This window comes from Lysinibacillus sp. FW301-JW8 (assembly GCF_058788755.1).
The window spans coordinates 1-16,325 of sequence record NZ_JBYTBB010000065.1; the positions used below are offsets into that span (position 1 = coordinate 1).

The 16,325-nt window shown below is 36.5% G+C and carries 10 protein-coding genes; 5 read left to right on the plus strand and 5 right to left on the minus strand.

What is annotated here, in order from left to right; all coding sequences use genetic code 11:
* Window positions 1-181: 181 nt before the first annotated feature.
* The 3 genes from AC3WOM_RS21175 to AC3WOM_RS21185 are packed head-to-tail and all read right to left on the minus strand — an operon-like array spanning window position 182 to window position 1,784.
* Window positions 182-724 carry a hypothetical protein gene (locus tag AC3WOM_RS21175; RefSeq protein ID WP_492448223.1) on the minus strand — a complete coding sequence of 181 codons (543 nt, stop codon included), beginning with the start codon at window positions 722-724 and terminating at the stop codon, window positions 182-184.
* The gene (locus tag AC3WOM_RS21180) at window positions 724-1,278 is read right to left on the minus strand and encodes a hypothetical protein (RefSeq protein ID WP_492448224.1); all 555 of its coding nucleotides are present in this window, start codon (window positions 1,276-1,278) and stop codon (window positions 724-726) included. The genes AC3WOM_RS21175 and AC3WOM_RS21180 overlap by 1 nt, the downstream gene beginning before the upstream one ends.
* On the minus strand, window positions 1,275-1,784 hold the full coding sequence (locus tag AC3WOM_RS21185; protein ID WP_492448225.1) for an RNA polymerase sigma factor: 510 nt from the start codon (window positions 1,782-1,784) through the stop codon (window positions 1,275-1,277). Before AC3WOM_RS21185 ends, AC3WOM_RS21180 begins: the two co-directional genes overlap by 4 nt.
* Before the next feature lie 155 nt (window positions 1,785-1,939).
* Here AC3WOM_RS21185 and AC3WOM_RS21190 point away from each other — a divergent pair, with 155 nt between their 5' ends.
* A complete protein-coding gene (locus AC3WOM_RS21190; RefSeq protein ID WP_492448226.1) occupies window positions 1,940-2,359 on the plus strand; it encodes a hypothetical protein in 420 nt (139 codons plus the stop codon).
* Between the two features lie 11 nt (window positions 2,360-2,370).
* Complete coding sequence (locus AC3WOM_RS21195) at window positions 2,371-7,461, plus strand: DUF4132 domain-containing protein (RefSeq protein ID WP_492448227.1); 5,091 nt, start codon at window positions 2,371-2,373, stop codon at window positions 7,459-7,461.
* A 62-nt stretch (window positions 7,462-7,523) separates the two neighbouring features.
* Here AC3WOM_RS21195 and AC3WOM_RS21200 read toward each other — a convergent pair whose 3' ends face one another.
* Both AC3WOM_RS21200 and AC3WOM_RS21205 read right to left on the minus strand, forming a co-directional pair.
* Window positions 7,524-8,255 carry a hypothetical protein gene (locus AC3WOM_RS21200; protein ID WP_492448228.1) on the minus strand — a complete coding sequence of 244 codons (732 nt, stop codon included), beginning with the start codon at window positions 8,253-8,255 and terminating at the stop codon, window positions 7,524-7,526.
* Window positions 8,248-9,585, minus strand: coding sequence for an AAA family ATPase (locus AC3WOM_RS21205; protein ID WP_492448229.1), 1,338 nt, complete (start codon window positions 9,583-9,585; stop codon window positions 8,248-8,250). The genes AC3WOM_RS21200 and AC3WOM_RS21205 overlap by 8 nt, the downstream gene beginning before the upstream one ends.
* Window positions 9,586-10,578: 993 nt before the next feature.
* Here AC3WOM_RS21205 and AC3WOM_RS21210 point away from each other — a divergent pair.
* From AC3WOM_RS21210 to AC3WOM_RS21220, 3 genes are all read left to right on the plus strand, one after another.
* Window positions 10,579-12,327 (plus strand): methyl-accepting chemotaxis protein, encoded by a 1,749-nt coding sequence (locus AC3WOM_RS21210; protein ID WP_492448230.1) that lies wholly within the window; start codon window positions 10,579-10,581, stop codon window positions 12,325-12,327.
* A 142-nt stretch (window positions 12,328-12,469) separates the two neighbouring features.
* Entirely contained in the window at window positions 12,470-15,634 is a 3,165-nt protein-coding gene (locus AC3WOM_RS21215) for a non-ribosomal peptide synthetase family protein (RefSeq protein WP_492448231.1), read from the plus strand.
* On the plus strand, window positions 15,631-16,287 hold the full coding sequence (locus tag AC3WOM_RS21220) for a 4'-phosphopantetheinyl transferase family protein (protein ID WP_492448232.1): 657 nt from the start codon (window positions 15,631-15,633) through the stop codon (window positions 16,285-16,287). The genes AC3WOM_RS21215 and AC3WOM_RS21220 overlap by 4 nt, the downstream gene beginning before the upstream one ends.
* Window positions 16,288-16,325: the final 38 nt, after the last annotated feature.

Below are 16,325 nucleotides of genomic sequence, written 5' to 3' on the forward strand. Positions count from 1 at the left end.
TGCCCCAAGCGGCTCATCGGACGCCCCCAGGAAGCTTTGCTCTGTGCGAAAGCGAAGCGACAGCAACAAAGCACTCAATCGGAACGGAGATCAACCCCTCGTTTTGAAAAAGGGCTAGACTTTTTAATTGTCACCTTGATTTCATTGACATAATAGTATTTCAACAGCATGCCTTCACTGATTACAGTGAAGGCGTGCTGTATTTATAATATTTATGACACGCTCGAAAATAGAATACAAAGAAGAAATAAGCAATCAACTGTAGCATGGAACCTATAAAATGAACATTTTCTCGCATACTTTCATCAAAATTCATTGAAAATGCTTGTATTACGAAGCCGCAAAGCATAAATGCTATATATTTCTGATAGGTTTTAAAAGTCTTAGCTTCAAGGGGCTTATTATTATGAATATGTAATAATAATTGAAAAACACCATACATCAAAATAATAAATAAAAATTGCATAAACTGTATTCCAATGTCTCCTAGTATCTTATAACCTAGCCATTGATCCAGCTCCACAAAAAATGACAAGACTGCCAAAATAATTGCGAAAGTTTTCGTCCAACGCTTTAAGTTATGAAAGGACGGCAACAGGTGAATACCATATACAAAAGAAAGATAGCCAATGAAATCTGGGAATATATCAGGTAATCCAAAAGAGCTTAAATCCATAAAAACAAAAGACACACCATTCACTATATATTCGTAAGGCTTTTTCATTATTTTGCATCTCCTTCAATTGTTTTCATAAGGTAGTTATCCTGTTCCTTTAGAATCTCATCTAAACGTTCTTTGTTCATAAATGGTCCAATTATTTCGTTATCATCATAAAGTTCGCTATAGCTTGGTTCTTTAATATTTTGATACTCTGCATATGCTAGGTTCCCGACCCATGCTAAGAAGGACAATGAAAACGTCAAATAAACAAGTCTTCCTTTTGTAAGCCCCTTATAATACACAAACAGTATAAGCAACAAGAGGGCAAGCATTAGGAAAACACATAATATGGTAGTAAGGGTTTTCTCCTGATTGATGGTTAACAATGCAGCGTTTTTCAATTTGAATGACTGCCCGGTACCCATTCTGAATACAAATAGCAGAACAGCCAGCGTTACTGGAATGGTTAATATTGTTGCTATCGAAAATCGTTTTGTCTTCTTTATAGGAGCTTTTTGGAGGCTCTGACGTAATTGCTTGGAGAAATCTATATTTGGGTCTTTATCAGGGCGTTTTTTTAGTGTGTCAAATAACTCTTCATCGCGTTCTTCCATCATTCATCCCTCCCTACCTTTTTCCGAAGCCTCGTCATTGCCCGGTGAAAATCAACCCGTACCTTCACTTCCGAAATGCCCAAAATCTCAGCAGTTTCTTGAATCGTGTAATCTTTTAGCATTCTGCAAATAATAATTGTTCGATCATGAGATTTTAATGTCAATAATGCCTCTTGTACCTTTTGCCATTGCTCATTTTTCTCTATAATTTCCGGAGGCTTTGGAACTTCTTTTAGTACAGGCTGCCAGCTAAGCTTTTCTATCAAAAGTCGTTTTATTTTCTGTCTTCTATGTACATCTACTGCTGTATTTCGTGCAATTGATAAAATCCAAGTTTTTACTTTATCCATATCCTTTAAATTATCTAACTGCTTCATCACCTTGAAAAATGTCTCCTGAGTAATATCCTCTGCCTCTTCCCTACTATTTGTATAATAAAGCGCAAAATGATACACATCTCGATGATAAAAATCGTACAAATGTTCTATTTTTACTATATCCTTATGCAAAGCCTCACCCCCCTTTCTACACTCAGAAATAAGTCGCTACAACAAATTATTTGTTACACTTTTCCCACATATTTTTATTCAACTAGCGTAAAATGCCTTATTCTTTTCATGATTTACTCTCTTGTATAATGAAATTACTGTAAGGAGGTGTTAGTTTGCGTTTATTTTACCAGCAAAAAACAATTGGAAAAAAATCGCGTAAACTTCAAAAGATTGCATTTACAATTGAAGAGCCTGTCTATACCTTGAAAGACTTATTACTGCAACTTGTCACACAAGAGGTTCAGAATTATAACGAAAAGGCACTGGACACACCGCTTCATATTTATTTAACTGAGAAGCAATTGGAGAATGCTGTACATCATGGCAAGATACATTTTGGTGAGAAAAAAAGTGCCGCTGTACAGTCTTTAGAACAAGCTAAATCGACAGTGATTCAAGCTTTTGAAGACGAGCTGTTTTTAGTAATCCAAAATGAGGAGCAATTGAATTCACTTACAACACCACTAACAATTCAAGAAGATGATGTTTTTACTTTTATAAAATTAACGATGCTAGCAGGACGAATTTGGTAAGGAGGAATCCCATGACACTTTCTCATGAACAAAAACTACAATTTCAAAGAAAAATTGATACTGCACCAAAAGCTATTGAACCAATAGCTACAGCATTGCTTCAATATATGGATACACGTGATTACAATATTGAGCAACAAATTGCTGATTTGAATGTCACAACACTCGAGGAGCTATTTATAGGTCCACTATTTGATGTACTAACACTCTTTTCTTCACAAGAGCGTGCACAAAATATTAAGAAACTGGCATTACGTTATGATACAGCAATGTTTCAGACCGGTATTTTGCGTAGATCGTTTCGTTCAGCACAGCCAGTACAGGATCACCTTTTTCAATGCTTACAATTAATTGAAGAAATGCTGACATTTGAAGAAATTAATTTACAGGAATTATTGACGAATCACAGTCAATATGAGCATGGTACATACCCTAACTATAGCTCCTATGTGATTAAGCAAGAGAATATAAAGGTAATGCCATTTAATGTTTTTGAGCAATTGCTTGCTGAGGAGCTATCATTACAAAACCCAGCTATTGAGGAAGCGATTGAAAATATACTATTTGATGAACATCGAAGTAGCTTTTTTGGTTACCCACTGATAAGGGGGATTTTTAAATCAACCAATAGTCGTCTTCATGAGGCACTTGGTAAACTATTAGTTGCGGCAGCGCGTCAGGAGGGGCTACGTCAGGCTATTGTTGAAAATATTGATCATGGTACCCTAGATGCACAACTTACAATCATGAAGCTTATTCAAGAGCACCAGCTAACCCGCTTCTCTTCAGTTATTCGTGCTGTCGATACATGGATGGGACTTGGCTATAATAGCTTTGAAAATCAAAAGATTACAGAGGAAGTATTATCATTAGCGATACAAGCCATTGAAAACGACAATTTCACTAAGGAATTACTGCAAAGCGAGCGAACAATAGATATATACGTGGGTCTATGGGCAATCTCTACAAAAGATTACACGCAGCTTGATACGGTTTTACCAGAGCTACTAGGTCGTGATAAACATGTCCAGCTTACAACACTTGCATTCTTAAAAAACCTAGGAAAAACTTCCTTTACTGCACAGTTTGTCAAAAATATTATTTTAACAACGAAGGATATTGAGCTCTTTACTTTTGCTTGGGGAAATTTCATCCATGTAAATAACTATATTAACAGTGAATATGCTAGGGATAACGATTGGGTTAAAGATTTACAAACGTATATGCGAGAAAATACGCAACTTCAAAACATTGAAAATCCACTATTTAATCAGCTCGAATGGGCAAGGAGTGAGGTTTCAAAGGATGGTCTAACAATTGCAGGAAAGCCTCTATCCTTCGTATATGCTCACTTATCTTTAGAGGACATTATTTCAACACAAATTATTTTGGCCCATCATTTACAAGATGAGGAGTTATTTCAACGTATTATTACAAGTGCAGATACCTACTCACCTACTAGCAGAATTGGGCTTCTTAATATTTATTGCCTTGATAATTCTACACAAGGAAAGCGTGATTTTCTTTTTAGCTCTTTACGAGATCGAAGCTCCATAAACCGATCCCTCGCGCTAAAAAAAATACAGCTATTAACACCTACAGATCATGAAATTTTAAAAATCGAGGATCTTTTAACAAATAAGTCAGGCTCACTTCGTAAAGAGGCCATTTCACTCTTAAAGCTACAGTCACAGGAGAAAATATTGCAAAGTGCCGAGCGACTTATACAAGACAAGAAGCAATTAAAGCGACTTGGTGGACTTGAGTTGTTATTAAAAACCTCAAAAGAATACCACTTATCGCATGAGCAAATTACAGCTTTATGTGAAACACTACCAAAAGTTACTGCAACTGAGCAAGTGCTTTTAGATCAATTATTAACAGACGATGTTCCAGAATATAATGAGGAAAACGGCTTCGGCTTATATACACCACACCCTCCTATTCAATACCAGAACGTTGCAAATATTGATATTAAGATGGACGCTGAGGATGCATGGAAGCAGCTAATTCCATTCTATTTGCAGGGGCAAATGCCACTTGAGAGATTTTTTGACTATGATGTTGATAAACTTTTAGCAAAGCTTGAGCAGCTGATTCAATTAATTGATGCTCATGCTCATTATGAGTATGAGACATATCAATGGAATGATACGACAATTACAACAACGTTAGGACAAGACTACGACGTTATAGCTTCAAAAAAAGAGAATAACAAAAACGCAAGTCTTGACGTCTATCCAATACCTGAGGAAATCATTCAATGGATAAAAGCAGAAAAATTCAGCGCAGAGGATTTAGCTTATTTCAATTTTTACAGTAATCTATCTGAATACCCTGCGGCACATGAAATTAGCGAAGCCGCACACGCTCTTATAGCACCAATCCTTAACTATGCACAAATAAAAGAATATATTGCTAAGTTCAATGCGTTAAAGCATGAGCAAACACTGGAGCAAATTTTCACTGTACTTTCACAGGATTTAGACAAATTATCTGTGGAGCAGGAACTTCATAAACAAGCTGTCACACTTTTAGAACAACATTCACAGGGATTTAATGCTTTTGAGCAAGCAATCGGTATAATGCTTCAGCTTTTATCTCAAATACCATCTAAACAGTGGAAGCTAGAGGTAAGAGACAAGGGGTATTATTATTATCGTTCTACTTCCACTATAGTAGATTTAGATGTGATCGATGCCTTTGTTGATCGATGCTTCTCAGATTATACGACCTACAGCGAGTATGTTAAAATGCTTGCTATTAACGAAGAATTAACAAAGCGTATGCAGAAGGAACAATACAGCCCTAGTATATACAATTTAAGTTTATTCCGATATTTGGATGCTATTCAGGCAGGTTTATTCACACAGGATCATTTATTTGAGGCCATTTTCACGAATACATTAGCCTCAGATATATTAATTGCACCTAACAAATTAATCGAAAACTATCAAAAGTCATTTGAGGATCTATCGAATCTTCTTGCTATACGTGAGCAGGCCATCAATCGAATTTTAGAGATTGAGCTTATGCGCGGCGATATTCCTACGGCCGTAACGAAGCTAGCGAGTAGTATATCCTATATAGAGGGTATTGAGTATTTCATTAAAATTTTACAAGCCCTTGATGGAGAAAAGCTTGCGCGAGGCTATATTTGGCAGGCAGAAACGAAAAAGGATGTTTTCTCACGCCTACTTGCAAACTGCTATCCTAAAAAGGAGGAAACCGCACAGCATTTAAAAGATGCCTGGGAAAAAACAAATATTTCAAAAGAACGTTTAATTGAAGCAATGATGTATAATCAGCATTGGATAGATCTAGTTAGTGAAGTAATTGGCTGGGAAGGCTTAAAAGAATCTGCATGGTACTTTATCGCCCATACAACTGACTATTTATCGGATTTTGCTAAAGATCAAATTGCGCTCTTCACAAGCATCACTGCTGACGATTTCCGAGATGGCGCATTTGATTTAAGCTGGTTCCAAAGTGCCTATCAAACAATTGGCGCAAAAAATTTCAAGCTTGTTTATGATGCAGCAAAATATGCATCAGAAGGAGCAAATCATCGTCGTGCACAGCTTTATGCTGATACTGCAATTGGCAAACTAAGCCCAAAACCATTAATGAAGGAAATCCAAGATAAACGTAATAAAGACAAGCTTCGTGCACTTGGCCTTATCCCATTAAAAAAATCGGATGAAAAGGACGCTCTAACACGCTATCAGTTTATCCAACAATTTTTAAAGGAAAGTAAGCAATTTGGAGCACAGCGCCGTGCCAGCGAAGCACGAGCAGCAAGTATTGCACTCGAAAATCTAGCACGCAATGCTGGTGATGGAGAAACAACAAGATTTACATGGCGAATGGAGCTATCCGCCTTTCATGAAATGAAGCATTTATTTGAAGCACAGCAAATCGAGCATATTACGGCACATTTGCAAATTGAAGATGACGCTGATGTGGAAATTATCGTAACAAAGGATGGAAAGCGTCTTAAAAATATTCCTACAGCATTGAAAAAAAACACACAAGTCATTGCATTACAAGAGGCACGAAAAGAGTTAAAGGAGCAATACAAACGAGCACGTCCTGCGCTTGAACAGGCAATGGAATTAGAAACAGTCTTCCATGCCGAAGAGCTCATCAATTTATTAAAGCACCCGATTCTAGCTCCTCTTTTACAAAAGCTTGTCTTTAAAAGCGATGTATATATAGGAATGCTAACTTCAGAGGGCATAAAGCTGCTGTCAGGTGACATCATTTCACTTGCACCAATGACAGCATTAAAAATTGCCCATCCATATCACCTACTGGAAAGTGGTCAATGGCGTCAATGGCAGGCTTATATGTTTGAGCACAAAATAAAGCAGCCGTTTAAGCAAGTGTTCCGTGAGCTATATGTCATAAACGAAGATGAAAAAGGGCAAAAAAGATCATTGCGCTATGCAGGACATCAAGTAAATCCATCTCAAACGGTAGCTCTCTTGAAAACAAGAGGCTGGCAACTTAGTTATGATGAAGGACCACGTAAGGTGTATTATAAGGAAAACATTGTGGCTTCGTTATATGCGCAGGCTGATTGGTTCACGCCAGCAGAAATTGAAGCGCCAACGATTGAGGGTGTTTATTTCTATCATCGTTTAACTGGCAAAAGTATAGTCTTAGATGATATTCCTGCAGCGATTTTCTCTGAGATTATGCGAGATATCGATCTCGTTGTCAGTGTTGCTCATGTTGGTGGTGTAGATCCCGAGGCAAGTCATTCTACCGTTGAAATGCGCACTGTGATTGTAGAGGAATTAACAAAGCTATTAAAACTTACAAATGTAGAAGTGAAAAAACAGCATGCCCTTATAGAAGGTAAGTTGGCTAGCTATTCACTGCATTTAGGTAGTGGTGTTGTCCATCAAATGGGCGGCTCAATGATCCCAATAATCGCTGTACAATCGCAGCACCGTGGACGTATTTTCTTACCAATGGTGGATGATGACCCTCGTACAGCCGAAATCATGTCGAAGCTATTTCTATTAAGTGAAGATACTAAAATTAAGGATCCTGCCATTTTGGGGCATATCCGTAGCTACGAACAACAGCGTTAACTTGTGCACACAATAGCAGTTAACATTATAAAGTGCCCTCCTTCAACATTGGAGGGCACTTTTTATTGTACATCCGATTTAATCATTTCAAATAACAATGAGACATTGGTTCCTCGTTGCAATGAATGGCAGCCATCCATTAAAAATGCCCAGCTTTTTTTCATTTTTTCTCTATATGGCAGCTCTGGACTAACTGGGAGAAATCCCCTCAAATACTCCTCAATATTGTCAGTGAGATTATCCATAAAATCATCTGCCTTTTGCACTTTTTCTGTTGGAATTTCATTGCGTTCATCCCAAAGTACATGTTCTAAGTTTGTAGAAAAATAAAATAATTGATAGGGTACTTTTAAACGGTTAATGCTGAAGTGGTCATTCGCCACTAATATCCTGGCATTATTAGCTTTCATTTCATTACGTTGTTCAATTTGCTCTTTGCGTTTATCTGACTTCACTAAGATTGAATCCTCTGTATAAAATAATTTTTGCTCGATATCCTCCTTCACCTTAACAAATTCTGGCGCAATAAAACACCCGTCTGCATCTGTGATATGAACAACTGCCGTTAAATCCTTTGCTAAAAACTTATATTTATTTAAATAGCTCTGGATTACTTTAATAACACTATTTTTAATATTAGGTATACGCTTATTGGCATCCCATTTTGTCAAAATATCCTCACGCTGAACATCAAAGCGAATCATCGAATTTGCAAAATATTCATCTAAATAATCCTCTAGGATAATCTGTTCTGTCTGTCCCTCAACAATGATTAAGAGAACTTTTTTAGTCATGCTGCACACCCGCTTTTCTAAACGCACGCTTCATTTTAAATGATTTTGTTTCCTTATAAACTTCCTCATCCTGGCCACCAAGCTGAATAGCACGCAGGTAGACATCCCTAGCATTATTCACTTCTTTTATTCCTTTTAGCTGCATATAGCGGTGATTTTCATTTATTGTTGTAAACCATAAATTTTTAATGGTTAGCACCTCTAACACACGTAGATTATGGGATGTAAAGATAAGCTGACCTTTTCCATCCTCATCTATCACTGTTAACAACTCACCTAACAAATATTCAAAAACACCAGAATCTAATTCATCAATGATGACACATGCATTAGGATTGTTGTATACCGCAATAAGCAAGCTAAGAACAGAAATTATTTTTAATATCCCCTCTGACTCTGTCCGAAGAGGTAATTCACGGTCTCCACGCTTTGATAAAAATTCAAAACGAACCCCTTTTGCTCCACTATCCATTGTTTGTTTCGTAATAACATTAATTTTTATGGTCAGACCTGGGATAATTGCTGACAATACTTGATTACTTTGTTCGACAACCTCACATAACACATAGAAGGTCTCTTCTGGCAAGACTGCTGGTCCCTTTAGATCATATGGTATTAAGCCTCTAGTTTTCTCTAAATGGATACTAAAGGGCATGATTCGCTCTTCAAACAAAGGCGCGATATTTTGATTATTCACAACATGTAAATCTTGATTAAAATCAATTGCTACATTTTGAAGGAGCTGCATCTCAAGCTCCGAAAGCCTTTCTTGTAATAAAAGCTTTAAATCTTTATGAAAGATAAAGGACATATATTGCCTTCTGGCTAATTGCTGAACAACTAGCAATTGAATACGTGCTTTTTCATTCATATCTGAAAGTTTAGCGTTACGAATCTGTACATCGTCTTCTGTAATAGCAATTAGTATCTTCATACGTTTGCCCTTGTCATTTTCTCGATACGTAAGCCGTTCAAGAACTGTGTATAGTCGATGCTCGTCCTCTTTTAGCTCTACATAATAATTGATTAAAAATGTACCAAACTGATTTTCCACAAGAAATTCAAAATCTATACTAGCCTTACCCTCTCCCGCCATGACTAAGCGCTTTTCTTGTACAGGTAATTTCACTTCTGCCATCCAGCCTGAAATTAGTGCTTTCAATATACTAAAGGCATCGACAATCGTTGTTTTACCTGAACCATTTTGTCCATATAAACCTACAACATTGACCTGTAAAAATGACTCAAAATTTACTGCTAAGGAAATTTCACCATGACGAACATTTCGTAAATTTTGCACTGTAATTTTCTTAATCTTGATAATTGCCATTATGCAAACATCCTTTTTTCTCTCATTATAATGAAAATCAGTATATTTTATAACAATTTCAAATTTAAGTAACCACTAGCCTAAGGCAAATAGGAATTTTGAAAATAGGCTATGTTAGAACAAATAAAGAAAGGTGTGTTTCATTGGTATATGCTAGATTAGCTCCTAATGATTTTAATCAACAGCTCAGACCTAGCATGAAAATTTGGGTTACTCTCCCTACTGGTACTTATCATGGCACATTGATACGGGCTTTGGATCAGGAGGAAGAACTGCAGAAATCCAGCTAGATAACGGTCAATTAGTGACAGTGGATGTCTATCAAATAACTGCAGCAGGAACAGGGACACCTCCATGTAGCCCCTATCCTCCATATGATCCATCACCGTATCCGCCCCAGCCCCATCTTTGGCGGACAATACCCTAGTTTCCCGGGCTTACCAGGGATAACAGATATGTTTCCTGGCATATTTGGAAACCCAAGATAAAGCTTTTTATTGAAGATAAAGATAGACTATATGCTTCATCCATTTTTATCATAATAATGTATGTAATTTAAAAGACCTAATTTTAAAACTAAAAGATGTTTTTCACCAATAATTTAATTCTTCAAAACAACTTCAAGAATATCACTTCTTATAATTAAATATTAATAAAATGTTAAAATTTAGTAAATTTTTCAACTTCCAATAAAAATTTTCATACTAACAAACCATTTTATTCAATTTTGTTTTAAAGATTATAAGTCGAAATAGTAAGTTTATTGGGTTGTGAATCATATTTTTTGGCAGTATAGTAGTTTAATGTTAGGGGATGTTTGGATTATTTTCCATTCATTAATATTTTAATAAAAAGGTACACATACCTTCCATGAAAATTACATCAGGACTGCCAAATGTAATGTTCTCTACTATTTACTTTTGACTATCTCAGCTTCGATTGTCTATTTTTTTACTTAAAATATGTTTTGTATATAATTATAGGAGGAAGAACATGAAGAAAAGTAAGAAACAGCACATGTCCATCAGTAGGAAATTAACAACCATTGTAATAAGTATTTTATTACTATTTGGATTAGTCAATCTAGGTCTATCCTATTACATAGTAAAGAATAGTAATTTAAAAGATATGAATCAATCTCTTTATGATAAAGGAATGATCTTAGCAAAAACAATAGATCTAAAAACATTGCAATCTATTATAAAGGAGCCTAACGCTAGTAATTCAGATGTTCTTCGTTTAACAAAAGAAATGGACGATATAAATGATCACTCTGATATTATTACAAATCTATTTCTTATAACGGTAGATGGAGACAATATAAAAGCGCCTGTTCTATCCTCAAGTATACTGGAATTTGGGGCGGAGTATAACCAAGATATGATATCTATGGGCTTATCAGATGACTTTTTAGCAAGAATTAAAGAAATTTTTGACACAAAAGAAGCGACTGCTACGAGCATCTACTCAGATGAGTATGGTAGCTACAAAACAGGCCTTACACCAATTTTGGATGAAAACGGAGCAGTCTTAGCTGCATATGCAATTGACTATGACGTATCAATGGTAACGGCTAAGGCGATGACAGAGGTTTTATGGATTCTTTTAGTTACAGTGATTTTCTTAATTGGTTCTTCCATTGCTGTTTTTACAGTTTTAAAAAGAAAATTAACACCGATTCAGCATCTTTCCCTACAATCTAGAAAAGTGGCAGAAGGTAATTTAGAGCTAGATCCCTTACCTGTGATATCAACAGATGAAGTGGGTCTACTCACAGAAAACTTTAATTCCATGATTGAAAATTTGAAAGCAGTTATTAAAAGCACCACAAATGTTTCTGCACGTGTTTCGAACACCGCCAATGTATTATCTACCAATATGCAAGAAGCAACAGACTCGTACAATAGTGTAGCTTCATCTATGCAAGAAATTGCTGGAGGCGCTGATTTACAAGTCCAAAAAGCAAAAGAAAGCTCGATCACCATTGAGGAAATGAGCATGGGTATTCAACGAATTGCCCTGACCTCCAATCAAATATCAGAATCCTCAATCCTAGCATCTGAGGAAGCTGAAAAAGGAAATGACTCGACAAATAAATCTGTAGCTCAAATGAATGCGATTAGTAAAGCAGTGAATCAATCAGCAGCATCTGTAAAAATGCTTGGCGAACATTCAGGTAAAATTGAAGAAATCGTTGGTATTATTACAGGTATCGCCTCTCAAACGAATTTATTGGCATTGAATGCAGCCATTGAAGCAGCTCGTGCTGGTGAAGCTGGAAGTGGCTTTGCTGTTGTAGCTGATGAAGTTCGTAAGCTTGCTGAGCAATCTGAGGCATCTGCTCGCGAAATTTCCACGCTTATCTCACATATTCAGCATGATACAAATACATCTGTAAATGTGATGATGCGTGCTGTGGAGGAAGTAGATAATGGTTTAGTCATGATTAATGATTCCGAAAAATCATTTAGTCATATTTTAACTTCAATCCACCATGTTACTGGACAAATACAAGAACTATCCGCAACAATAGAAGAAATGGCAGCCGGCATGGAAGAAGTAACCTCTGCTGTAAAGGATATGGAAGATTTCTCTATGGGGTCAAGAGATAATACACGAGCAGTCGCTGAAACTTCCTCTTCTCAACTGAATACCGTACAAAGAGTTTCTGAAGAAGCGCAAGTATTAACTGATTTGTCCAGCGAATTATTAAATGTTGTTAACACATTTGTCGTGAAATAAAAATGAAAAGAGTCTTTCTATAAGCAGAAGCAGGTTCTCAGTATCCCGCAGATTTATGAACATCTGCGGGAGTTTATCGCTAAAATGAATTTTTAATATTCTGCTTATTGATTTCCCTCTTTGATAATAGGAGTTGTTATGATTGAATAATACACGAGATTTTAATTTATATTTATCACATCATCAAACACAACTATTTGAACAACAAATGCTAGTCTCTCCATGTATTGAACTGTTAAAAGAGAAGGATCTGCTAGCATACCAAGCTTTAAATCAAACTAAAGCCTATTACGATACAAATACCACAATACCTGAAATTTTTTATCAGGCTGTAAACCAATTTGCTGATGCAATTGCCTTATCTTTCGAGGGCGGTACAATGACCTATCATCAATTAAATGAACGATCTAATCAAGTTGCCCATATGTTAATAGACAATGGTCTGCAAAAAGGTGATTTTGTAGCCATTTTAATGGAGCGTAGTAAGGAAACAATCATTAGTATTCTAGGAGTACTAAAAGCAGGTGGTGCCTATGTTCCCATTGATCCAAGCTATCCACAAGAACGTTGCCAGTACCTATTGAACGATACTGCCGCCCCATTTGTATTGACGAAAGATGAACATATGAACTTACTGAACCAACTCATACATAATGATGTACAACCTCGGATGGTGTTGACCATCAATCAGAAGGAAAGTTTTTCAAAGGAAAATATTCACAGTAATCTACACCCATCCGATTTAGCCTATATTATTTATACATCTGGATCCACAGGTAAACCAAAAGGTGTCATGATCAAACATGGGGCTGTTATTAACTTAATAACAGATCATCAGAGAATTTACCAATCCTCTAAAGATGACGTTTATTCTCAATTTATCTCCTATAGTTTTGACCCTTCAGTGACAGAAACATTGACGGCTTTTTTTTCAGGTGCAAGACTGCACATGCTCACAAGTATTGAACGGCTATCCGTCGAAGCATTTGCTAATATGATCGCACGCGAAAACATTACTACTGCGACTGTGCCAAATACTTTCTTTACACAGCTTGCTACATATCTATCTGTAGAATTTCAAGAAAATTTATCGTCTCTTAAATTTTTATCAGTTGGTGGTGAAGCTCTAATGCCTGCTGTTGTACAAAGATGGCAGGAGAAATTCGGTAAATGGACTGAAATTGTTAATGTTTACGGACCAACTGAATGCACAGTGCTATCCTCCTACTATAAGATAAAGGATTCTATAACAGACAATCAGGGAAGCATGCCAATTGGCAGACCGATTGCCAACTATGAAATGTATATTGTTAATAGCAATAATCAGCTTTGCCCAATCAATGTCACAGGTGAATTATGTATTGCAGGCGCTGGTTTAGCAGCAGGTTATTTACATCAACCTGAAAAAACAGCCGAGGTTTTTGCTCCACATCTATTTAAAGCTGATGAATTGATGTATCGAACAGGCGATTTAGTCCGTTTATTACCAAGTGGTGTAATTGAATTTATTGGACGGAAAGATTCGCAAATAAAAGTAAGAGGATTTCGTATAGAGCTTGGGGAAATTGAAGCCGTGTTAAGTAATTACCCTAACATACAAGAGGCAATAATGGTCGCGAAAAAAAAGGCAGATGGCAATAATAGTTTATTTGCCTATTATACTGTGTCAGGCGGTATGCAAATAGAACAAAAGGCCATTAGAGAGTATTTATCAAATAATTTACCAGAATATATGATTCCTGAGCGATTCTTTGAATTACTAGAGATGCCTCTATCTCCAACAGGTAAAATTGATCGAAAGCAATTACTAGAGATAGAAGAAACCATTTCTCTAAATAGCAAATATACAGCCCCAGAAAATGATAGGCAGGAAATGCTAGCTAAGGCATGGGAGTATGTACTTGGTGTTGAGCAAGTTGGCATTCACGATAACTTTTTCCACATAGGTGGACATTCGTTAAAAATTCTAGAGATTCTTGTACAAGTGAAAAAGCATATTCCCTTCTTAAAAATACAAGATTTCTTCCAACATCAAACTATTGCAGAGCTTGATTATTATATTCGTAACTATCAAGCTAAGGATCAGGCAAACCCAGTGTTGCCATCTACTGTCCTATTAAAGGAATTAAAGGAGCCTAACCGCCTACCAGTTTCTGATGCAGTAGAACCATTACCAATGAAAACAGTATTGCTTACAGGCGCTACGGGCTTTTTAGGAAGTCATGTATTATATGAGCTGTTAATGACAACAAATGTACAGGTTTACTGCCTCATTAGACCAAATGCTCGTGTATCCATTGAAGAAAAGCTTAATGATACTATGCAATTTTATTTCGAGGACAGCATCACTACACTTTTGAAAAATCGAGTGACAGTGATACAAGGAGATTTGGGGCATCAAAGGCTGGGCCTATCTGACAAAGATGAGCATACAATTATTAATCAGATTGATGCTATTATTCATTGTGGAGCAGATGTAAGGCATTTTGGCGCAGCGGAACAATTTAGTGATGTAAACGTCGAAGGTACTAAATATCTACTGAAACTAGCTAAACGTAAAAAGGGTGTTCATTTCCACTATGTTTCAACGATGGGGATTCCAGAGGAGCTTGCCGCAAATAATTGGGGATTCGATGAAGCACAAGGTAACTTTAATTATGACTATCAGCTTGACAATGTTTATACACAAAGTAAGCTAGAGGCTGAGAATCTTGTACGACAGGCCAGCATGCAGGCTATTCCTATATCCATTTATCGTGTTGGGAATTTAACCTGTCATTCTGAAACTGGTAAATTCCAACGCAATATTGATGACAATGCTTTTTATCGTATGATCAAATCCATGCTTTATTTAGGTAAGATTCCTAGTGCTCATTGGCACATTGACTTTACACCGATTAATTATGCCAGCCAAGCGCTAGTAGCTCTAGCATGTCAGTCTGCTTCAAACGGACATGTATTCCATTTATGTAACCCCACTCCGCTGCCCTATCTAAACTTTATTGAATTGATTCAGGAGTTTGGCTATGAGCTTGAAACTGTGACTGCACAGGAATATACGAACTGGCTTTTATATAATGATCATACAGAGGATGCACAGACATATTTATCATTGGCCATTGCACAGCTAGAAGGTGATGGAGCAAGTGATTCACCATTTGTCTTTAATTGCGATAAAACACAAGCATTTTTAGCACATACGAAAATTTTATGTGCAGTGCCAAATACAGCCTTTATTCGCAAGTTGATTCATTACGGCATCAAAATGGAGTATTTCCCTGAGCCAGAGTCTGTAGAAATCATATGAAGACTAACAAAGTATATTTATTTGCGTTACCTCTTGGTCAACAATTGGTACAAGCAGAATGGGATAAGCTGTTCTATCAACTATCACAGCCAGACCAGCATAGAATTTTACAATATAAGCATTGGCAGGATAGGCAAAGGGCATTATTAGGTAGCACTCTTATTCGATGGGCGCTTCAAAAGGTCCTCGGCAATCATCAAATTCAAGTAGAAAGAGATGCTAACGGACGTCCATATATTATTAATAATCAATGGGAGGGCGATGTAAATCTATCACATTCGGGAAAGTGGATAGTCGTGGCACTAACTACAAAGGGTCATATCGGAGTTGATGTGGAAGAAATAATACCATTGTGTGAAGAGGTCATATTTTCTGCAATGACACAGACTGAATTAGATATATTTTTTTCAAAAACCAATCTCAATCGATTACAAGCCTTTTATGAGCTATGGACATTAAAGGAAGCTATCTTTAAAACAGGTCTATTTCTGAATTCCTCACCTCATTTGATAGATACAAGCACTATAAATAACAACCTTATTACTCGATTAATCTATCTTGATAAGCAACATCCCGTTTCTATTTGTTGGGATAGTATGCACACGCATTTAACTGTAATAATATTGAATATAAACCAACTAATTACTCAATAAATAAAGGAATAGTAAACTAGAAAATTTCTAGTGAACTA